This is a genomic window from Streptomyces sp. NPDC001415 (assembly GCF_053597395.1).
This window is the reverse complement of sequence record NZ_JBSFIE010000020.1, coordinates 65166-86619: the sequence shown is the minus strand read 5'-3', so window position 1 is coordinate 86619 and position 21454 is coordinate 65166. Positions and strand designations below refer to the sequence as shown.

The window sequence follows — 21454 nt, the reverse complement described above, 5'->3', positions numbered from 1 at the left end:
TGACGGTGCCGCACCGAACGATCAGCCGTGATCGTGCACCCGGCGCGGACCAGTGCTTGAGTGGAGGTGAGGTCGCATCGGCGGACAGATCATGGGCCGGCCTTCTCTGCGTACGCCGCTCCGGGACCGCCCGGTCAGTCCATGGAGGATGGAGGCTGCTCATGCCCACAGTCAGTGGCCCGTACGCGCCCGGCACCCCTTGCTGGGTCGATCTGATGGTTCCCGATCAGCAGGCGGCTCTCGACTTCTACCGTGATCTGTTCGGCTGGCAGGGAGAGGTGGGAGCGCCCGAAACCGGCGGCTACGCGCTCTGTTCGTTGAACGGCCAACCGGTCGCCGGGATCATGGCCGCGATGAACCCGGACGGCAGCACGCCCGACCCGATGCCGCCGGCCGTGTGGACGACCTACCTCGCCACCGCCGACCTCGACGCCACGGAGAAGAAGAGCGCGAGCAACGGCGGCCGGGTGATGGTGCCCGGCATGGACGTCATGACGCTCGGCCGGATGGCAGTCGCGAGCGACCCCACAGGCGCTGTCTTCGGCCTCTGGCAGGCCAGGGACTTCCCGGGCGCGGGCATCGTCAACGAGCCCGGCGCGTTCATCTGGAACGAGCTCAACACCAGCGACACGGACACTGCCTCGTCCTACTACTCCACGACGCTGGGCATCACCGCCGTCCCGATCGAGGACGCGGACGGCTACTTCGCGCTCAACGTGGACGGCCGGACCGTCGGCGGCATGCAGGCCCTCTCCGGCATTGCCGGCCTGCCGCCGGGCACGCCCTCGCACTGGCTGACGTACTTCGCGGTCGACAACACCGACAGCACGGTCGATGCGCTGGTGACGGCGGGTGGCACCGTCCTCAAGCCGCCGTTCGACATGATGGCGGGCCGTATGGCCGTCGTGCAGGATCCACAGGGCGGGGCTTTCGCGGTCATCAACGCGACCGGGCCTGAACCCACCTGATCTCCCCACCCCGACGGCGCGGCGCACATCACCGACGGCTGCGGCCCCGGTACGCGGTCAACGGCACGCCGACCGGTCCGATGGCTCGCAGACGATTGCAATATGACGGAGTGTCAGATATGACGGAACGTCAGCGGGCCGGTGAAGCTCGCGGGAAGGGGAGCGACCACGGGAAAGGGAGGGGTTCATGGGGACGCCAGGACGCCGGGACGACCGGGGGCAACGCGTCGGCGTGCTCCGGGGCGCGAGGCGCCCTGGCAGCCGCTCCTCTCGATCGGTAAGGTCGGCCCCCGCGCGACCCCCCACCACCCCGCGTCCCCATGTCAACCCACGCCCCGCATCGGCCATCAGCCCAAGTCCCCGTACCATCCCGCGTCCCCACGCCACCGCACGTCCCCGCATCAGCAGCCCAAGTCCCCGTATCAGCGCACGTCCCGGCAGTGGTACGAGCTCCACCCGCGGCCCGGGAGCGTCGGACGGCCCGGCCCCGGCCGTCCGGTGATCCCGCCGCCCCTGATCCCCCTGGGGCTCACCGCTGCCGCCACCCCCCTCGCAGCTTCATCGGTCTGATTCGGAGTGTTCATGACGCCCGTAGCGCCGAACCCTGAACTTGTCATCGGATTGAGCCCGTTAGGCCTGCCCGACCCGCGTCCCGTCGCCGCGGTCCGCCGGGCCGGCGGACTCGGAGTGCTGGATCTCGGGGCGGGCGACCGCCGTGCGAGAGAGGCGCTCGCGCGCGTACGGGACTGGACGGCGGGCGCGTTCGCCGTCCGCGTCGGGCCGGCCTGCGCGCTGACGCCCGATGAGGTCGCCGAGGAGTGTGGCGGCACCCTCCCGCCCGTGGTGCTCCTCGCCGTCGATGCCGACTGGAAGATCCGGCGACTGGCCGACGAATGCCGGGTGTTGGCGGAGGTCGGTGGTCGGGAGGAGGCGTGCCGGGCCGCGGCGGACGGTGCGTACGGGCTCGTGGCTCGTGGCAGCGAGTGCGGCGGTCGCGGCGGCGATCTGGGTACGTTCGTTCTCCTCCAGGCGCTGCTCGCCGACCCGGCGTACGACCTCCCCGTGTGGGCCTGTGGCGGCATCGGCCCGCGTACGGCGGCCGCGGCCGTGGTCGGCGGCGCGGCCGGGGTCGTCCTCGACACCCAGCTCGCCCTGCTCGCGGAGTCCGGGATCGCGGACGAGGCGGCGGCCGCGCTGCGCACGATGGACGGGTCCGAGACGAGTGTCGTCGACGGCGTCCGGGCATGGCGCAACGCCCGCACAGGTCTCCAACTCCCCGTCGGCCAGGACGGGTTCCTCGCCGCGCGGTTCGCCGAGCGGTGGGGCACCGTGGCCGGTGCCGTGCGCGGGGTGCGCGAGGCCATTCTCGCCGCCGTGGGCGACCCGGACGGCATGCGCACCCTGGCGGCGGGATCCGCGATGGCGGACGCCCTCGGCACCCGCCTGCCCCTCGTGCAGGGCCCGATGACCCGGGTGAGCGACCGGGCGGGCTTCGCGGCGGCCGTGGCGGGCGAAGGGGCACTGCCGATGCTGGCGCTCGCCCTGTCCGACGGCGAGCAGAGCCGCACGCTTCTGGAACGTACCCGTGATGAACTGGGCGAAAAGCCCTGGGGCGTTGGGATCCTCGGCTTCGCCGACAGCCGGATCAGGGCGGAGCAGTTGGCCGCCGTACGCGCGGTCCGGCCCACGCACGCGATCATCGCCGGGGGCCGCCCCTCCCAGGCGGCCGACCTGGAGGCGGCCGGCATCAAGACGTTCCTGCACGTGCCGTCGGCCACGCTGCTCCAACAGTTTATTGACATGGGCATGCGCAGATTTGTCTTCGAAGGCGCCGAATGCGGCGGACATGTCGGACCGCGCAACAGCTTTCCGCTCTGGGAGGCGCAGTTGGCGGTGATCGAGGAGCACGTGGCTCGCGCGCCCGACACCGCGGGCGACTTCCAGGTGCTGCTCGCGGGCGGCATCCACGACGAACGCTCCGCGGCCATGGCCGCCGCGCTCACCGCCCCGCTCGCCGCACGCGGGGCCGCGGTCGGCGTCCTGATGGGCACCGCCTACCTCTTCACGGCCGAGGCGGTCCGGTGCGGCGCGATCCAGCCGGTCTTCCAGCGCCAGGTGATCACCGCCAGTGCCACCGCGCTCCTGGAGAGCGCCCCGGGCCACGCCACCCGCTGCGTCGCCAGCCCGTACACCGCCGACTACGCCGCCACCCGCGCGCGCCTGCGCGCCGACGGCACCCCCGACCGCCAGGCGTGGGAGGAGCTGGAGCGGCTGAACATCGGGCGGCTGCGGATCGCCAGCAAGGGAGTCGAGCGGGAGGGCGCCGAGCTGCGGCCCGTCTCCGAGCGACGCCAGCTCGACGCCGGGATGTTCATGGCCGGCGAGGTGGCCGTGCTGCGCTCGGCGGCCACGACCGTCGGGGCGCTGCACGACGCCGTGAGCCGGGGCGCCGCCGCCTTCGCCGAGCGGCGGGCGGCCGAGCTGACCGAGGCGCCGGGCGACGGCCATGACATCGCCGAGGAGCCTGCCCCGCGGCCGCTGGACATCGCCGTCGTGGGCATGGCCTGCATGTTTCCCCAGGCCCCCGATCTGGCGACGTACTGGGCGAACATCGTCGGCGGCGTCGACGCGGTCACCGAAGTCCCCGGCGACCGCTGGGACCCGGAGATCTACCACGACGCCACGGGTGAGCGCGCCGGTACCACCGCGTCGCGGTGGGGAGGCTTTCTGCCGCCGATCCCCTTCGACCCGTTCGCCTACGGCATTCCGCCCGCCTCGCTCGGCAGCATCGAACCCGTACAGCTGCTCGCCCTCGAAGCGGCCCGGCGGGCGCTGGAGGACGCCGGGTACGGCGACCGGCCCTTCGACCGCTCCCGTACATCCGTGGTCTTCGGGGCCGAGTCCGGCAGCGACCTGTCCGGCGCGACCACCCTGCGCACGGTCCTGCCCGCCTATCTGGGGGAGATACCGCCCGCCGTCGAGGAGCAGTTGCCCAAGCTGACCGAGGACTCCTTCCCCGGCATGCTCGCCAATGTCATCGCGGGCCGGATCGCCAACCGCCTCGACCTCGGCGGCGCCAACTACACCGTCGACGCGGCCTGCGCCTCCTCGCTCGCCGCACTGGACGTGGCCTGCAAGGAACTCACCTCGGGAACAAGCGAGTTGGTGCTCTGCGGCGGCGCCGACCTGCACAACGGGATCAACGACTACCTGCTGTTCTCGTCGGTGCGGGCCCTGTCCCCGACCGGCCGCTCCCGTACGTTCGACGCCGGTGCCGACGGAACCGTGCTCGGCGAGGGTGTGGCCTGTGTCGCGCTGAAGCGGCTGGCCGACGCCGAGCGGGACGGCGACCGCGTGTACGCCGTGGTCAAGGGCATCGGCAGCGCGAGCGACGGCCGCTCCCTCGGGCTCACCGCGCCCCGGCCCGAGGGCCAGCGGGCCGCGCTGGAACGGGCCTACCGGGCGGCCGGGATCTCGCCCGCCCGGGTCGGCCTGGTCGAGGCGCACGGCACCGGAACCGTGGTCGGCGACCGCACCGAACTGGCCACGCTGACGGCCGTGTTCACCGAATCGGGCGCGGCGCCGGGCGGCTGCGCCCTCGGCTCCGTCAAGTCCCAGCTGGGCCACACCAAGTGCGCGGCGGGCCTGGCGGGCCTGATCAAGGCGGCGATGGCCCTGCACACCGGGATCACCCCGCCCACGCTCCACCTCAAGGAGCCGAACGCCGCCTGGGACCCCGCGACCAGCCCCTTCGCCTTCCACGCCGAGGCCCGGCCGTGGGCGGCCCCGGCGGCCGAACGGACCGCCGGGGTCAGTGCGTTCGGCTTCGGCGGCACCAACTTCCACGCGGTGCTCACCGCCCACGACGCGGGCGCGCCCCCGGCCCAGGGGTACGAGGCGTGGCCGGCCGAGCTGTTCCTGTTCCGGGGCGCGGATACCGCGGCGGCCGGACGGGAGGCTCAGTGGCTCCTTGGCGAGCTGGACGGCCCGGGCGCGGGCCTGCGGCTGAGGGACGCGGCGCTGGTGGCGGCCCGGCGCGCCGCGACCCGGCCGGGCCCGGTGCGGATCGCGGTCGTCGCGGAGAGCGTGGGCGAACTGCGGGAGCTGCTGCGGAAGGCGGCGTGCGGGGAGCGGGGACGGGGGGTGCATGCGGCGGATGACAGGACCAAAGCCACGGACCTCAACTCGCTCGGAGCCACGAATCTCGGCCTCGACCCCAAAGTCGCCTTTCTCTTCCCCGGGCAGGGCAGTCAGCGCCCCGGCATGCTCGCCGAGCTCCTCGTCGCGTTCCCGGGGGCCGCGCGACTGGTGAGGCAGAGCGGGGCGTACGCCTCCGCGCTCTATCCGCCCAAGGCCTTCGACCCGGGTGCGTCCGACCGCCGGCAGGAGGCGCTGAAGGACACGCGCATGGCTCAACCGGCCCTCGGAATCGTTGACCTGACGGCCTGTCACATCTTGGAGTGGGCGGGCATACACCCCGACATGGCGGGCGGGCACTCCTACGGGGAGCTGGTGGCGCTTGCGGCCGCCGGAGCCCTGACCCCGGACGCGCTGCTCGACCTCAGCGCCCGCCGGGCCCAGTCGATCCTGGACTCGCTCGGGGAGGACCCCGGCGCGATGGCGGCGGTCGCGGCCGCCCCCGCCGACGTGGACCGCGTCCTCGCCGGGGCCGGGCTTGACGGCCGGGTCGTGGCCGCCAACCGCAACGGCCCCCGCCAGACCATCGTCTCCGGTCCCACCGCCCTGGTGGACGAGGCGATGGAGCATCTGCGGGGCGCCGGACACGGCGCGCGACGCATCCCGGTCGCCTGCGCCTTCCACAGCCCGCTGGTCGCGGACGCGGGCGAGCGGTTCGCCCCGGCCTTGGCCCGGCACCCGGTCAGAGCGCCGGAGTTCCCGGTCTGGGCCAATCGGACAGCCGCCGTCTACCCGGCCCGGCCCGATGGCGTACGCGCCGAACTGGCCGCGCAGATCGGATCCCCGGTGCGTTTCGCCGAACAGGTCGAGGCGATGTACACGGCCGGGGCCCGGATCTTCGTCGAGGCGGGCCCGGGCACGGTGCTGACCGGCCTCGTCGGCCAGGTCCTGGGCGACCGTCCACACCTGGCGGTCGCCTGCGAGCCGCGCCCCGGCGCCGGGCTGCGCGGCCTGCTGGAGTCGTTGGCGCGGCTCGCGGTCGCGGGTGTGCCGGTACGCGCCGAACAGCTCCTCCAGGGCCGGGGCGCGGTGACGGTACGGCCGGAGCCGAGCGGCTGGACCGTGGACGGCCAACTCGTCCGCACCCGCTCCGGCGACCTGCTGCCCGGAGCCCTGAAACCGGCCCGACGGGTCAGTCTGGAGACGAGCACGGTGACGCGCGACAGCGATTCGCAACACGGCCGGCCCAACCAGCCCGACCAACCCTCCCCCTCCCAGCACGAGCTCATCGCGGACTTTCTGCGCACGACGCGCGAGCTGGTCGCGGCCCAACGGGACGTTCTGCTCACGCACTTGGGGTCCGTGGGCGGCGCCGCCTCCCCGCCACCGGCGCCTCCCCTCTCTCCCCTCCCCGCTCGTACGGAAGCCGCTCCGCAGGCGGTCGTGGCCGAGGGGGCTCCGGCCGCCGAGGCCCCACGTCCTGTCGTGGTGGACATCGAGCAGGCCGTGCTCACCGTCATCAGCGAACGGACCGGCTATCCGGCCGACATGATCGAACCCGATCTGGACCTCGAAGCGGACCTGAGCATCGACTCCATCAAACGCACCGAGATCGTCGGCGAGCTGGCCCGGCACCTCGCGGGGACCCGCACCTTCGACGACGCGGAGATGGAGGAGCTGTCCCGGGCCCGGACGGTCGCCGCGATCACGGCGTGGATCACCGGGCACGAGAGTCCGCCCGAGCCGAAGGCTGGGTACGACACGCCGGCCGAGCCCGCGATCGCCGAACCCGAGCCCGTCCACGGCGTGGCCCCGCGCCGCTGCCTCCTTGAGGAGACGCCCCTCGGCCTGCCGGCGGTCCCGCCGGACCCCGACCTCCACAGCAGGCGCTTCGCCCTGCTCGGAGGAGGCGCGACCGCCGAGGAGCTGGCGGCCCGGCTGATCGACAGGGGCGCGGAGGTCGTCACGTACGACACCGACCGACGGCTCGACCCGGCCGACGGCCCCCTCGACGGGGTCTTCCACCTGGGGGCCGTGCTCCCCGCAGCCCCGTCCGACGGCGGCGGGGCGCTGCTCCCCGGCGCCTTCGAGGTGTTCCGGGCCGCCCTGCGCCTCGCGCCCCGTTGGCTGATCTGCGGCAGGGCCGCGCCCGGCGCCGGAGAGGACGCGGGGGCGGGGCTGCACGGGCTGTTCCGGACCATCGGGCGGGAGTACGACGACATCGCCGTCCGCGTCGTCGACGTCGATCCGGCGGCCACCGCCGCTCAGCGGGCCGACTTCCTGCTGGGCGAGCTGTACGCCGAGGACCGCGCCCCCGTCGTCGTGCGCACCGAGGCCGGGCGGTACGGGTACGCGCTCGTGGAGCGCGGCCTCGGCGGCCCGGCGCGGACCGGCGCGGGGCCCGCCGGGGACGGGGCCGCCGAAGCCGCGGCGCTCGGGCTCGACCGGGACTCCGTCGTCGTGCTCGCCGGAGGCGCACGCGGGATCACCGCCGACTTCGCCGTTGCGCTCGCGGCGGCCTCCCACTGCCGGATCGAACTCCTCGGCAGGACTCCGCTGCCCGCGGGGCCCGAGGACCCGGAGCTCGCGGGCGCCGCCGACGCGACCGCGCTGCGGGCGCTGTTCGCCGCCCGCGGCGAGCTCGCCCCCGCCGCGATCGAGCGCGAGGTCAGAAACGTCCTCGCGGGCCGCGAAGTCGCCCACACCCTCGACCGGTTGGGGCGGCTCGGCAGCCCGGCCGCGTACCGCGTCGCCGACATGTGCGATGGCGCGGCCGTGGCCCAGGCAGTCAAGGAGATCCAGGCGGAGCACGGGCGCATCGATGTGGTGGTGTACGCGGCGGGCGTGATCGAGGACCGGCTCATCGAGGAGAAGGACCCCGAGTCGTTCCGGCGGGTCTACGCGACGAAGGTGGACGGCGCCCGCGCACTGCTCGACGCCGCGTCCCAGCTGCCCCACGGCCCCCGGACGGCCGTACTGTTCGGCAGCGTCTCCGCCGTACTCGGCAACCGGGGCCAGAGCGACTACGCCGCCGCCAACGACGCGCTCGCGGGCCTCGGCGAGCGGTGGGCGCGGCGCACCGGGCGGCGGGCGCTGACCGTGCACTGGGGGCCGTGGGCGCCGTCCGGAGTACACGGCGGCATGGTCACCCCGCACCTCGCCCGCGAGTACGCCCGGCGCGGCGTGGCCCTCATCGACCGCGAAGAGGGCGCGCTCGCGCTGCTGCGGGAGCTGGCCTGGGGCGACGAGTCGGCCACGTCCGTCGTCTACACGGCATCGGTCCTGTGACATGGCCGACGAGACGCCGACCACCATCGATTTGACGGAGCGTCAAATACCCGTCGCCATCGTCGGTATGGCCGTTCTGCTGCCCGGTGCCAAGGATCTGGACGCCTACTGGCGCAACCTCGTCGACGGCGTGGACGCCGTACGGGAGGTGCCCGAGGGGCGCTGGGACCCGGTCTACTACCGGCCCGGCGACCCGGGCGGCTCCGCCGACCGGATCTACTGTCGGCGCGGCGGCTTCGTCGACGGCCTCGCCGAGGTCGACGCCGCCCGCTTCGGCATCATGCCAAGCTCGGTCGCGGGCACCGAGCCCGACCAGCTCATCGCGCTCTCGGTCGCGGCCCGGGCGATCGCGGACGCGGGCGGCGAGGAGCGGCTGCCCGAGCGCGGCCGGGTCGGCGTCGTCCTGGGCCGGGGCGGATACCTCAACCCGGGCCTCGTCCGACTCGACCAACGGGTGCGCACCGCACACCAGTTGACGCGCACCCTGGGCGAGCTCATGCCCCACCTCGCCCCGGACCAACTCGACCGGGTCCGGGCCGCCTTCACCGAGACGCTGGGGCCCGAGCACCCGGAGTCGGCCATCGGGCTCGTGCCCAATCTGGCGGCGTCCCGCATCGCCAACCGACTCGACCTGCGGGGCCCGGCGTACACGGTGGACGCGGCCTGCGCGTCCTCGCTGATCGCGGTCGACCAGGCCGTGGGTGAACTGGCCGCGGGCCGTTGCGACTTGATGCTCGCGGGCGGCGTGCACCACTGCCACGACATCACCCTGTGGAGCGTCTTCGCCCAACTGCGCGCCCTCTCGCCGAGTCAGCGCAGCCGCCCCTTCCATGCGGCGGCCGACGGCATCCTCATCGGGGAGGGCACGGGCGTCGTCGTCCTCAAGCGTCTCGCGGACGCCGAACGCGACGGCGACCGCGTGTACGCGGTGATCCGTGGCACCGGCGTCGCGGGCGACGGCCGCGCCGCCGGGCTGATGAACCCCGACCCGGGCGGCCAGACCCGCGCGGTCCGCCAGGCCTGGCGAGCGGCGGGCCTCGACCCGCGCGCCCCCGGTTCCCTCGGCCTCCTGGAGGCGCACGGCACCGGCACGCCGACGGGCGACGCGGCCGAACTGGCCACGCTGGCCGAGGTGTTCGGGCCGGGCGCGGACGGCGAGGCCGCGGCCGTCATCGGCTCGGTGAAGTCGATGATCGGCCACTGCATGCCCGCCGCGGGCGTCGCCGGACTCGTGAAGGCGGCCCTCGCCGTGCACCACGCGACCCTGCTGCCGACCCTGCACTGCGACGAGCCGCACCCCGCCCTCGCCCGCACCCGGTTCCGCCCGGCGGCCCTCGCCCGCCCCTGGGAGGAGCCGCTGCGCCGGGCCGCCGTCAACGCGTTCGGGTTCGGCGGGATCAACGCCCACGTGGTCCTGGAGCAGGCCCCGGGCGCCGTGGCCGCCCCGCGCCGGGCGGCCGTGCGCGAACCGGAGCGGGTGCTGCGCCTGAGCGCCGCCACGGCCGAGGGCCTGGCGCGGCTCCTGGACGCGGACGACGCGACGGTACGGGAGCGGGGCGATTCCTCATCCGCGCGAGGTGGTTCAGCCTCGTACGCGCAGGGCGCCCCGGATACTCCCGCCGCCCGGCTCGGCATCGTCGATCCGACCGCCAAGCGGCTGGCGCTCGCCCGCCGGGCGGTGGCCCAGGGCCGCCCGTGGCGCGGGCGCGGCGACGTGTGGTTCGCCCCGCGCCCGCTGCTCGGGAAAACGGGCGGAGGCAAGGTGGCGTTCGTCTTCCCCGGTCTGGAGGCCGAGTTCGCACCCCGGGTGGATGAGGTGGCCGAGCACTACGGGCTGCGGCTGCCGGGCCGTGCCTACACCGAGGCGACCGACGTCGCCCGGCACGGGCTCGGTGTGCTCCGCGTCGGCCGGATCCTCGACGAAGCCCTGCGCGCGCTCGGCGTCCGGCCCGACGGGGTCGCCGGGCACAGCGTGGGGGAGTGGACGGCGATGATCGCGGGCGGCATGTTCGCGGCCGACGAGGCGGACGACTTCTTCGCCTCCTTCGACCCGGACACGCTCCGGGTGCCGGGCCTGGCGTTCGCGGCGATCGGCGCCCCGGCGGCCCGGGTGAGCGAGGCGCTCACCGACTGGCCGGGTCTCGTCCTCTCGCACGACAACTCGCCCAGCCAGTCGATGGTGTGCGGCCCGGAAGCGCCGGTCGAGGAGTTCGCGGCGAAGCTGCGGGCCGAGCGCGTGATCTGCCAGGTGCTCCCGTTCCGGTCCGGCTTCCACACGCCGATGCTCGCCCCCTATCTGGGCCCCATGAAGCGGGGCGTGGACGCGGCGGAGATCCTTCCGCAGCGGGTTCCGGTCTGGTCGGGCACCACGGCGGCCCCGTTCCCGGCCGACCCCGACGAGGTCCGCGCCCTGTTCGTCCGCCACCTCCTGGAGCCGGTACGGTTCCGGCCGCTCGTCGACGCCCTGTACGCGGCGGGCTTCCGCGCCTTCCTCCAGGTCGGCACCGGCCGTCTGACTTCACTGATCGAGGACACCCTCAAGGACCGCGACCACCTCGCCCTCTCCGCCAACTCACCCCGGCGCGGCGGACTCGCGCAACTGCTGCGGGTGGAGACGGGGCTGTGGGCCGAGGGGTACGGACTCGCCCCTGCCCGGCCGGAAGGCCCCCGCTTCCCGCAGAGGCCGGGCGTCTCGGAAGAGCCGCGCTCCTCCTCCGTCCCCGTCCCGCTCGACCTCGGGGCCGCGCTGGTGCCGCTGGACCCCCACCGCCTGGACGAGTTACGTGACGAGCTGCGCCCCCGTACGGGATCGGCGGCCGAACTCCCCGCATCCACAAGCCTGTTGAGCGAATCGCTGCGGCGCCACCCCGTCGCCGCGGAACTCGACGCGCTGATGCGGGAGACGGCCGACAGCGTCGCGGCCGTACTGGAGGCGGCGGCCGCCCCACCCCCGGAGCCGCCGCACGAGCACGAGCACCGCACCCGACTCCGCGTCTCCACCGCCGCCATGCCCTACCTCCTCGACCACTGCTTCTTCCCGCAGCGGCCCGGCTGGCCCGATCCCGCCGACCGGCATCCGGTGGTCCCCGCCACCACCGTTGTGCACCACCTGATGGCCGCCGCCGAGCGTGCCGCGCCCGGGCAGCGGGCGGTCGCCGTGCACGACGTACGGCTGGAGAAGTGGGTCAACGCCATCCCGGCCGTGGACGTGACCATCACCGCCCGGCCGCAGGGCCCCGGCCGGTGGGAGGTCGCGTTCGGGCCGTACGCCCGCGCGACCGTCCACCTCGCCCCCGCCTACCCGGCCCCGCCGCCCGCGCCACCCCTGGACGCGTCCGACGAACGCCCGCCCGGCATCGCGGCGGCGCAGCTGTACGAGGACCGGTGGATGTTCCACGGACCCGCCTTCCGGGGCGTCACCGAGCTGCGAGGGGTCGGGCCCGGCCACGTCCGGGGCACGATCACCACGCCGTCGGCGCCGGGCGCGCTCCTCGACAACGTGGGTCAACTCCTCGGCTACTGGCTGATGTCGACCCACCCCACCCGGACCGTGATCTTCCCGGTCGCGCTGGACCGGGCCCGTTTCCACGGGCCGCCCCCGCCCACCGGCACCCGCGTCGACTGCCATGCCGTCATCACCTCGCTCACCGAGGACACCCTCCTCGCGGACGCCCGGCTCACCCTGCCCGACGGGACGGTGTGGGCGGAGCTCTCCGGCTGGCGCGACCGCCGGTTCTCCGGGCTCGACGCGCGCAGGTCCGGCGGCTACCCGGAACACCGCGCCCTCGCCGAGGCACAGCCCGGCGGCTGGTGCCTGCTGCGGGACGCATGGCCGGACCTGGCCTCCCGCGACCTGCTCATGCGTACACAACTGGGCCGGGCCGAGCGGAAGGCGTACGAGGCGAGGCCGCCGCGCGGCCGCAGGCAGTGGCTGCTCGGCCGGATCGCCGCCAAGGACGCGGTCCGGCGGTGGCTGTGGGAGCACGGCGAGGGCGCGGTGTTCCCGGCCGAGATCGAGATCGTGAACGAGCAGTCGGGGCGGCCGCGTGCGGTCGGGGTGCACGGCCGTACGCTCCCGGCCCTCGACCTGTCCCTCGCCCACCGGGGCGACCTCGCGGTCGCACTCGTACGCCCGCCGGGTCACAGCCCGTACGTGAACGGCGCCGGCATCGATGTCGAAGAGATCGCGGACCGCACCCCCGAGACCCACCGTGTCGCCCTCGGCCCTCGCGAACTCGCCCTTCTGGCCCGGCTCGTGGCCGGGGGCGGCGAGTCCGAGGCCGTGTGGTTCACCCGGTTCTGGGCGGCCAAGGAGGCCGCGGCCAAGGCGGAGGGCACCGGGTTCGGCGGGCGGCCGCACGCCTTCGAAGTGACCGGGGCGGCCCCCGACTCTCTCACCGTCACCGTCAACAGCCGTCGCCATCACGTCCGTTGCACCCTCGTCGACCCCACCCATGTCGTGGCCTGGACCACGTCCGCGACGACCCTCAAGGAGAGCGCTCAGTGACCACCAGCGAACGGCCCCCCGGCCCCGCCCCCCTCGCACCGCCCGCCGAGGAGCGGGTCCTGGCCGAGATCGCCGCTCTGATCGTGGAGGTGCTCGGGGACTACGCCCCCGACCCCGCCGAGATCCGCCCCGAGACCCTGTTCGGCGACGACCTGGAGCTGGAGAGCATCGACCTCGTCATGCTGTCCGGACACCTCCAGGAGCGCTACGGCGAACAGGTCAACTTCGCCGAATTCGTGGCCTCTCTGGAGATCGACGAAGTCATCGGGCTGTCCGTCGGACGGCTCGTCGACCATGTGCTGCACAGCCTCGGCGCGGCCCCGGAAGCGGGAGCGACCCCATGGTCATGATCCGCGCGAACGGTCTCGGCCAGCACGTCCAGCGGTTGCGCCCGCCCCACCGACGGCCGTACGCGACCGTGGTGTTCGTCCACGGCGCCTTCATCGACAGCCTCGCCAGCTACTACTTCACCCTCGGCCCCCGGTTCGCGGAGGCCGGGTTCGACGCCGTCATGTACGACCTGCGGGGCCACGGCCGCAGCGAGCGGCCGCCCAGCGGTTACGCCCTGGAGCACTTCACCGCCGATCTCGACGCCCTGCTCGACGAACTGGGCATCGCCCACCCCGTCCACCTCGTCGGCAACTCCTTCGGCGGCACGGTCGCCCTCGACTTCGTCGTCCACCGGCCCGAACGCGTCGCCACCGTCACCGTGGTCGAGTCGGGGCCCGCCAGCCGGTCCTGGTCCCACACGATGACGAACGCCCTGCGCCACGCCGGGGACATGGGGGACGACGAGGCGCTGGTGTGGTTCACCGAGCAGTACGGGACGCTCTCCTCGACCCGGACCGGCGACGCCCGCCACGACGCGCACATCCGCCGGCTCGGCCGGGCCGCCGCCAAGCTCGTACGCTCCACCACCATCGCCGAGGACATGCCCACCGGACGGGTGCTCACCGACGAACAGCTCGCCGGGGTCCGCTGCCCGGTGCTCCTGGTCAACGGGCAGGAGGGCCTGGTGGCCGCCGAGTCCGCCCGGCTGCGGTCGCTCCTGCCGCACTGCCGGGTCGCGGTGGTTCCCGGCCAGAAGCACTCGGTCCTGGTCGAGGCCTCCGACGCCGTCGGGCGGCTCGCCCTGGACTGGGTCCGCGAACACGCCGGAGCCGCGCCCGAGCCCAGCGGACCGGGGCCGGTCCGGTGAGCCGCTTCCTGTTCGTCGTGCCGCCGCTGACCGGTCACATCAACCCGGCAGCCGCCGTCGCCGCCGAACTGACCGCACGCGGCCACGAGGTGGCGTGGGCGGGACGGCCCGCGATCGTCGAGCGGCTGGTGGGGGAGCGGCCCCGGGTGTACGTGTGCGCCGGGCCCGACCACCTCGCGGGGCGGCCGCCCCGACTGCGCGGTATCGCGGCCCTGAAGTTTCTGTGGGCCGACTTCCTCGGCCCGCTCGCCGAGGCGATGGCGCCCGGCGTGGAGGCGGCGATCACCGGCTTCCGGCCGGACGTGGTGGTGGCCGACCAGCAGACCGTGGCGGGCGCGCTGGTGGCGGAGCGGCTCGGCGTGCCGTTCGCGACCTCGTCGACCACATCGGCCGAGCTCACCGAGAACATGGCCGCGATGCCGGGCGTACGCAACTGGCTCATCGGGCTGCTCCGGGAGCTGCGGGAGCGCATCGGCGACCCGGCCGCCACGTACGACCCGCGTTTCTCCCCACTGCTCACCCTCGCCTTCACCACGCCCGAGCTGACCGGCCCGTACACCGCACCGGAGACGGACCTGCGCTTCGTCGGACCGGCGCTGGCCGCCCGGCGCTCCGCGTCAGGGGACTTCCCCTGGCAGTGGCTGGACCTGGCGCCGGGGACGGCATCCGTCCTGATCACGCTGGGTACGGCGAACACCGACGCGGGCGGCCGCTTCCTCGCCGAGAGCGTCGCGGCGGTCCGCGCCCGCACCGGACAGCTGCGAGCGGTGGTCTGCGACCCCGGCGGACTGCTCGGTGCGGTGCCACCCGGGCCCGATGTGCTGGTCAGGGCGGACCTGCCACAAGTCGCCGTCCTGGAGCGGATGTCGGCGGTCGTCTGCCACGCGGGGCACAACACCGTCACCGAGGCGCTGTGGCACGGGGTGCCCCTGGTGGTCGCCCCGATCCGGGACGACCAGCCGGTCGTGGCGGCCCAAGTGGTGGGCTCCGGGGCCGGGTTGAGGCTGAAGTTCGCGCGGGCGGGGCGCGAGCAGATCGGCGCGGCCCTGGACGCGGTGGTCACCGAGCCGGGCCACCGGGACGCGGCCCGCCGCGTCCGGGACGCCTTCCGCGCCGCCGGCGGCGAGTCGGCCGCCGCCGCGCACCTGGAAAAGCTGGCCGCCGCCGGGCCCGTCGGGGGACCGCCCCGATAGGCCTCGCCGGAACCTCAATGGACCGCCAGAGCCCCCACAGAGAGGCACGCACATGCCCGACAGCGAACGGATCGCCCAGCTCCGCCCCTCGTACCAGGACGAGCTGGCCCGCGGCACGGGCCGCTTCTTCCTGCCGGCGCGCACCGACTGCCCGTGGTGCCTGGGCACGCAGCTGCGCCGCAAGTTCCGCACCACGGACCTCATCCAGGGCAAGCCGGGCGAGTTCGTCCTCGACCAGTGCCGGGGCTGCGGCCACATCTTCCAGAACCCGAGGCTGAGCCAGGACGGCCTGGACTTCTACTACCGGGACTTCTACGACGGACTGGGCGCCGAGACGACCGCCAAGATGTTCGCCGGCAACGGCAGCAAGAAGCGGTTCCGCCGCAGCGCCCGGGCCCTGCGGCGGGTCGCCCTGCCCGGCCGGTGGCTGGACGTCGGCACCTCGCTGGGCCACTTCTGCGCCACCGCCAAGGAAGTGCTGCCGGACACCGGGTTCGACGGCCTCGACATGGGCGAAGGCGTCGAACTCGCGGCCAAGGAAGGCCGGATCCAGGAGGCGTACCGGGGACTGTTCGTGGACCTCGCCGACGAGATGGCGGGCCGTTACGACGCGGTCAGCATGTTCCACTACCTGGAGCACACCCTCGACCCGCACCGCGAACTCGCCGCCGCGCACAAGGCGTTGGCCCCTGGCGGTCATCTCCTGATCGAGGTCCCCGACCCCGAGTCGCTGTCGGGACGGCTGCTCGGACGGCTCTGGCTGCCCTGGTTCCAGCCCCAGCACCTGAACATGGTCCCGATGGGCAATCTGTGCCGGCGGCTGCGCGAGCTCGGCTTCACCGTCGAGGTGGCCGAGCGCCGCGACGCCCACATCCCGGCCGACCTGGTGTGCGCCACCTGGTTCCTGTTCGACCGGCTGCTGCCCCGCGACGACGCACCCTGGCGGCCGCGCCGCCCCGGCCGCGCCGCCCGGGCCCTCAGGTCCGCGCTGGTGTGGGCGTTCCTGCCGGTGCTGATCGCGCTGTACGGGCTCGACCAACTGCTCAACCCGCTGGCGCGGCGAACCCGGTTCTCCAACGCGTACCGGGTGATCGCCCGCCGCGACGGATGAGTGTCACGACGGCAACGGCAACGGCAGACCGCGGGCCGTGACGAGTCGGGCGCTGCCGTCCGCCAGCCGGTAGGACAGGCCCACCACGGCTGCCTGTCCGGTGTCGACCTGGTCGGCGAGTACCCGGGAACGGTCCAGGAGGAGGTCGACGGTGTGCCTTATGTGCTCGGCGATGATGTCGTCGTCCCGGGTGAGGCCGGATGCGCGGGCGGACAGGACACTGGGGGTGACGCGCTCGACTACGTCGCGCACGTACCCGGTCGTGCCGACGCCGTCGTCCAGGGCGGCACGCGCGGCCGCGACCGCGCCGCACGAATCGTGGCCAAGCACCACGACCAGCGGGCAGTCAAGAACGCTCACCCCGTACTCGATGCTGCCCAGTACCTCCGGCCCCGCCACGTGGCCCGCGGTGCGCACCACGAAGAGGTCACCCAGTCCCCGGTCGAAGATGATCTCGGCGGCCAGCCGTGAGTCGGAGCAGCCGAAGAGCACGGCGAACGGGCGTTGACCGGGCGCGGTCTCGGCGCGGCGAGCGGCATCCTGGTTCGGGTGCCGCGGCGCGCCCGCGATGAAGCGTTGGTTGCCGGCCAGCAGCAGCTCGAAGGCTTCGGACGGAGTCAGGGGCGGGGCGTCGGTCATGACTGCAGGCTATGGCCCTGCGCAGCTCACGACCGAACCGGGACCCGCCCACGGACGGGGGGCGGTGGCGTCGGGCGGTGGCCAGGGCGCCCCTGGCTGCTGTCGCCGCCGTGACGAGCATGGATCAGCGGTCCATGCGCAACTGGTCGGCGCGGGCCCCGGGGTGACGTAAGGTTGTGGTTACCGACGCGGGGTGGAGCAGCTCGGTAGCTCGCTGGGCTCATAACCCAGAGGTCGCAGGTTCAAATCCTGTCCCCGCTACTGAATCCGGCCCCTCGACGCGATGTCGAGGGGCCGGACGCATTCTCGGCGTGCCAAGGGCACCGGCCTTGCGGCCCGCCCCCCGCGAGCACGTGGACGCTACTGGGATTCGCCCAACAGACATCCCTGACCCCCCGGGGTGTTGGGAATGTCGGCCGAGGTCCAGGCGACGTAGGCCATCTCCCGGCCCAATTCCTCCGTCTCCGCCTTCGTCAGATACACGGGGCCCCTGACACAGCGGCCGGAGTCGTCCAGGACGCCCCCGACCCGGGCGACTTTGCTGTACTCGGGTCCGGGGTCGGCCTGCGCGGAGGCGGCGGAGACGGCCAGGAGCGCGGCGGCGGCAAGGGCGCCGAGGGCGGGGACAGAGCGTCGAAGGTTCATGACCGGCTTAACGGCCGGACAGAGGAAGCGTCCCCCATGGCTTTGAGGGCATTCGAGGGTAAATGTCCAATCCTGGCGGGGCGAGGAGATCCGGCGCCGCACCGACGTCGTTGGGCTCTTCCTCGACCGCGATGCGGTCCTGCGTCCGGTCAGCGCCGTGCCGGCGGCCGGGTCGCGGCCCCCGGTGCGGGTGCGGCGGTCCCTTCCGCTCGCCGGCGCGGTGGCCCCCCGGCTGCCCCGCGCCGCATCAGGACGGCAGGTCGCCGCGGATCCGGAAGTGCATCGCGCGGTAGGGCCACCCCTGTGCCGTGTTCCACTGGCTCACCGACAGGTGGAGGTCGTCGAGGGTCGATCCCGGGATGATGTAGCCGCCGTACAACTGGGCCACGTGCGTATCGTCCTCGCTGGTCCAGGTTCCACCCCGGATCAGCGTCCTGCGGCGCGCGGCCGGGATGTCGTGCGCGGACACGGGGGTGTCCAGGACGAGTGCGTCGATCCGGTACTCGCCCGCGTCGAACCAGGTCAGGACCCACCGGTCGGCGATCGGGCGCAGGCACATCTCGCCGATCCTGCCGTGCAGGACAGGGGTGGGCGGGTCGCCCCAGGCCCAGGTGCCCCCGACCCGGCCCCACGGCTGGTAGGCGGCCGGGTCGGTGATCCGGTCCTTGGGGACGCGGTGGAGGATGGCCGGCTTGTCCCGCTGGAAACCGGTTGAGTACGCGTACACGTACCCGTCGTCGCCGAGCCCCCAGGTGAGGAGCTGGAAGCACCCGCCGTGCAGACTGCCGGGGAAGCGGGCGTCGGTGGGATGCCAGGTGACCCCCGCGTCGCGCGAACGCCAGATCTCGCCCCACCGCACGTTTCCGAAGCCCTGGTGCACCGCGACGTACAGATACATGTCCGCGCCGATGGTGATCACGTCGGTGGGCAGCACGGTCGTCAGCTCCGGACCGTCGTGGCGGTACTCCATCAGCTGCCGTGCGTACCGCCCGCCCACCGCGCCGGTCCAGGTCACCTCCCCGCCCGGCAGCATGCGTGCGTAGAGGGCGACGGGCGAACGCCACCCGTCGCCGCCCACCCGCGCCTCCTCGAAGGTGTCCCCGAACACGAAGAGCAGCCGTCCGTCCGGGGTTCGGGCGGAAATCCCCAGGTCCGCCGCCTCCATCCCGAACCGCGACGTGATCCCCGGCCCGGTCAGATCGCCCACCTTCGTCACCACGAGACCGTCGGGCGCGTCCCGGGCGGCGGCCCGCGCGCCGGACGGCCGGCCCATCAGCGCCTGCCCACCGAGTACGGCGCCAACGGCCGCCCACCGCACCACGGACCGCCTCAACACGGCGTACTCCAGGGCCCGTTCAGCACCCCGCCCGCCGCACAGCGGCCCCGTACCCGCACTCCCTGGTTCGCCATGAACGCGAGACTCCCATATCTCTCGCCGCGAAGAGAGATATCGACATAGGGCGCGGTGAGGGTTTTTCCTGTGGCTGGCGGAGTTGAATTATTGTCCGGCCCCCGGCGATGAGGGCGTGCTACTGTCGATATCAGTTGCAGTTGTGGTTCCCGAAACTTCAGGTGCTCTTGTCGGCCGCTCGTGCCGGTGAGCGCGTTTTTGTATGTCCGGTCATGATCCGGCGGGGTAATCATCGCAGTGACGCGGAGTGCGCACGGTGCGGGCTCCGGGAATTCCCCGAAGGAGATTGACATGGCTGCTGGTACCGTGAAGTGGTTCAACGCGGAAAAGGGCTTCGGCTTCATCGAGCAGGACGGTGGCGGTCCGGACGTGTTCGCCCACTACTCGAACATCGCCGCCCAGGGCTTCCGCGAGCTGCTCGAAGGCCAGAAGGTGAACTTCGACATCGCGCAGGGCCAGAAGGGCCCGACGGCCGAGAACATCGTTCCTGCCTGACGCCGACGCGTACTTCGTAGCTGGGGCCCGCACCTTGGGGTGCGGGCCCCAGCTCGTTGCATGTCCGGGCCCAGTGCCCACGCCGCGCCACACCCGCGGCGACTTTCCGCCCGTCAGGGCCGCCGCCGGGCCCACCGCAATTCCACGCCCCGGCGACTCGGCTGCTCCGCAATCCGGCGGCTCGACCCGCATATGTCAGCGCGATCCGATTCGTCTTCGCGCCCGCTCGGCTCGTTCTTGCGATTCCCTGTTCCGTTCGATTTCCGGGAATTCCTTGATACGTGCCTCATCAAGGAAGGTTCCCCGTGAACCGCACCCGTACGAATACCCCGAACGACCGATTCTCCGGAACTCGAACCCGTACCCGTACCGGAATTTCCGGCGCCCCCAGGGGCGGTGGCCGATCCGGCTCCGGCGGCCGTTCGGGTGGCTACGGCCGACGGCCCTCCGCTCCACAGGGTGAATTCGCGCTGCCGGTGACGACCACCCCCGCGCTGCCCGCGGTCGAAGCCTTCGCCGATCTCGCCATGCCGGAGCAGTTGCTGGCCGCGCTCGGCCGCGAAGGCGTGAGCGTGCCGTTCCCCATCCAGGGGGCGACGCTGCCGAACTCGCTCGCCGGGCGGGACGTCCTGGGCCGCGGCCGCACCGGCTCGGGCAAGACCCTCGCCTTCGGCCTCGCCCTGCTCGCCCGCACCGCAGGCCTGCGGGCCGAACCGCGCCGGCCGCTCGCGCTGGTCCTCGTCCCCACCCGCGAACTCGCCCAGCAGGTCACCGCCGCACTCATGCCGTACGCCCGCTCGGTGCGGCTGCGCCTCGCCACGGTCGTCGGGGGCATGCCGATCGGCAAGCAGTCCAGCGCGCTGCGCAATGGTGCGGAGATCGTCGTGGCGACCCCGGGCCGTCTGAAGGACCTCATCGAACGGGGCGACTGCCGCCTCGACCAGGTCGCCATCACCGTGCTCGACGAGGCCGACCAGATGGCCGACATGGGCTTCATGCCGCAGGTGACCGCGCTGCTCGACCAGGTGCGCCCCGAGGGACAGCGGATGCTGTTCTCGGCGACCCTGGACCGCAACGTCGACCTGCTGGTCCGCCGCTACCTGTCCGACCCGGTCGTGCACTCCGTCGACCCGTCGGCCGGCGCCGTCACCACGATGGAGCACCACGTGCTGCACGTACACGGCGCCGACAAGAACCAGGCCGCCACCGAGATCGCGGCCCGCGACGGCCGGGTGATCATGTTCCTGGACACCAAGCACGCCGTCGACCGGCTCACCGAGCACCTGCTGAACAGCGGGGTGCGCGCCGCCGCGCTGCACGGCGGCAAGTCCCAGCCGCAGCGCACCCGCACTCTGGCCCAGTTCAAGACCGGTCATGTGACGGCGCTCGTGGCCACCAACGTCGCCGCCCGCGGCATCCACGTCGACAACCTCGACCTGGTCGTCAACGTCGACCCGCCCAGCGACCACAAGGACTACCTGCACCGCGGCGGGCGGACCGCGCGCGCCGGCGAGTCCGGCAGCGTCGTCACGCTCGTCACGCCCAACCAGCGCCGCGACATGAGTCGCCTGATGGCCACCGCGGGGATCGTTCCCCAGACCACCCAAGTACGGTCCGGGGACCCCGAGTTGATCCGCATCACGGGCGCCCAGGCCCCGTCGGGCATCCCGGTCACCATCAGCCTGCCGGTCGTGGAACGCTCCCGGCGCAGCCCCGCCTCGTCCCGCGGACGCCGCAGCCGCACGTCCCAGGACCGGCGCGCCGGCCAGCCCCCGCGCGGCGCCGGTCAGCGGCCCTCCGGTGCCAACAGCGCTGCGGCGTAAGCCCGTTCGCGTACGGTCGCCCCACAGCCGCCGGGCGCC

At 73.5% G+C, this 21454-nt stretch carries 12 protein-coding genes and 1 tRNA gene; 10 read left to right on the top strand and 3 right to left on the bottom strand.

The annotated features are described in order from the left end of the window. Positions 1-161 precede the first annotated feature (161 nt). The 7 genes from ACWC2B_RS24895 to ACWC2B_RS24865 all read left to right on the top strand — a co-directional run bounded on the left by ACWC2B_RS24895 (position 162) and on the right by ACWC2B_RS24865 (position 16402). Complete coding sequence (locus ACWC2B_RS24895; RefSeq protein ID WP_450720139.1) at positions 162-968, top strand: VOC family protein; 807 nt, start codon at positions 162-164, stop codon at positions 966-968. Positions 969-1550: 582 nt separating this feature from the next. Then, positions 1551-8393 carry an SDR family NAD(P)-dependent oxidoreductase gene (locus tag ACWC2B_RS24890; protein ID WP_450720137.1) on the top strand — a complete coding sequence of 2281 codons (6843 nt, stop codon included), beginning with the start codon at positions 1551-1553 and terminating at the stop codon, positions 8391-8393. 1 nt (position 8394) lies between these two features. Then, on the top strand, positions 8395-12900 hold the full coding sequence (locus ACWC2B_RS24885; RefSeq protein WP_450720135.1) for a beta-ketoacyl synthase N-terminal-like domain-containing protein: 4506 nt from the start codon (positions 8395-8397) through the stop codon (positions 12898-12900). After that, positions 12897-13250 (top strand): phosphopantetheine-binding protein, encoded by a 354-nt coding sequence (locus ACWC2B_RS24880; protein WP_450720133.1) that lies wholly within the window; start codon positions 12897-12899, stop codon positions 13248-13250. Before ACWC2B_RS24885 ends, ACWC2B_RS24880 begins: the two co-directional genes overlap by 4 nt. Beyond that, entirely contained in the window at positions 13241-14098 is an 858-nt protein-coding gene (locus ACWC2B_RS24875) for an alpha/beta fold hydrolase (protein ID WP_450720131.1), read from the top strand. The genes ACWC2B_RS24880 and ACWC2B_RS24875 overlap by 10 nt, the downstream gene beginning before the upstream one ends. Then, positions 14095-15291: a glycosyltransferase gene (locus ACWC2B_RS24870; protein WP_450720129.1), complete on the top strand. Its 1197-nt coding sequence runs from the start codon at positions 14095-14097 to the stop codon at positions 15289-15291. Before ACWC2B_RS24875 ends, ACWC2B_RS24870 begins: the two co-directional genes overlap by 4 nt. Positions 15292-15343: 52 nt before the next feature. Then, positions 15344-16402: a class I SAM-dependent methyltransferase gene (locus tag ACWC2B_RS24865; RefSeq protein ID WP_450720127.1), complete on the top strand. Its 1059-nt coding sequence runs from the start codon at positions 15344-15346 to the stop codon at positions 16400-16402. A 3-nt stretch (positions 16403-16405) separates the two neighbouring features. Here ACWC2B_RS24865 and ACWC2B_RS24860 read toward each other — a convergent pair whose 3' ends face one another. After that, entirely contained in the window at positions 16406-17041 is a 636-nt protein-coding gene (locus ACWC2B_RS24860) for a carbonic anhydrase (RefSeq protein WP_450720125.1), read from the bottom strand. 187 nt (positions 17042-17228) lie between these two features. Here ACWC2B_RS24860 and ACWC2B_RS24855 point away from each other — a divergent pair. After that, positions 17229-17302: transfer RNA gene (locus ACWC2B_RS24855), tRNA-Met, on the top strand. Between the two features lie 99 nt (positions 17303-17401). Here ACWC2B_RS24855 and ACWC2B_RS24850 read toward each other — a convergent pair. Both ACWC2B_RS24850 and ACWC2B_RS24845 read right to left on the bottom strand, forming a co-directional pair. Then, positions 17402-17686, bottom strand: a complete 285-nt coding sequence (locus ACWC2B_RS24850; RefSeq protein ID WP_450720123.1) for a hypothetical protein — start codon at positions 17684-17686, stop codon at positions 17402-17404. Positions 17687-17933: 247 nt separating this feature from the next. Next, the gene (locus ACWC2B_RS24845; protein WP_450720121.1) at positions 17934-19022 is read right to left on the bottom strand and encodes a DUF4185 domain-containing protein; all 1089 of its coding nucleotides are present in this window, start codon (positions 19020-19022) and stop codon (positions 17934-17936) included. Positions 19023-19388: 366 nt separating this feature from the next. Here ACWC2B_RS24845 and ACWC2B_RS24840 point away from each other — a divergent pair, with 366 nt between their 5' ends. Both ACWC2B_RS24840 and ACWC2B_RS24835 read left to right on the top strand, forming a co-directional pair. After that, a complete protein-coding gene (locus ACWC2B_RS24840; protein ID WP_030664939.1) occupies positions 19389-19592 on the top strand; it encodes a cold-shock protein in 204 nt (67 codons plus the stop codon). A gap of 305 nt (positions 19593-19897) precedes the next feature. Continuing rightward, positions 19898-21415 (top strand): DEAD/DEAH box helicase, encoded by a 1518-nt coding sequence (locus ACWC2B_RS24835; protein WP_450720119.1) that lies wholly within the window; start codon positions 19898-19900, stop codon positions 21413-21415. Positions 21416-21454: the final 39 nt, after the last annotated feature.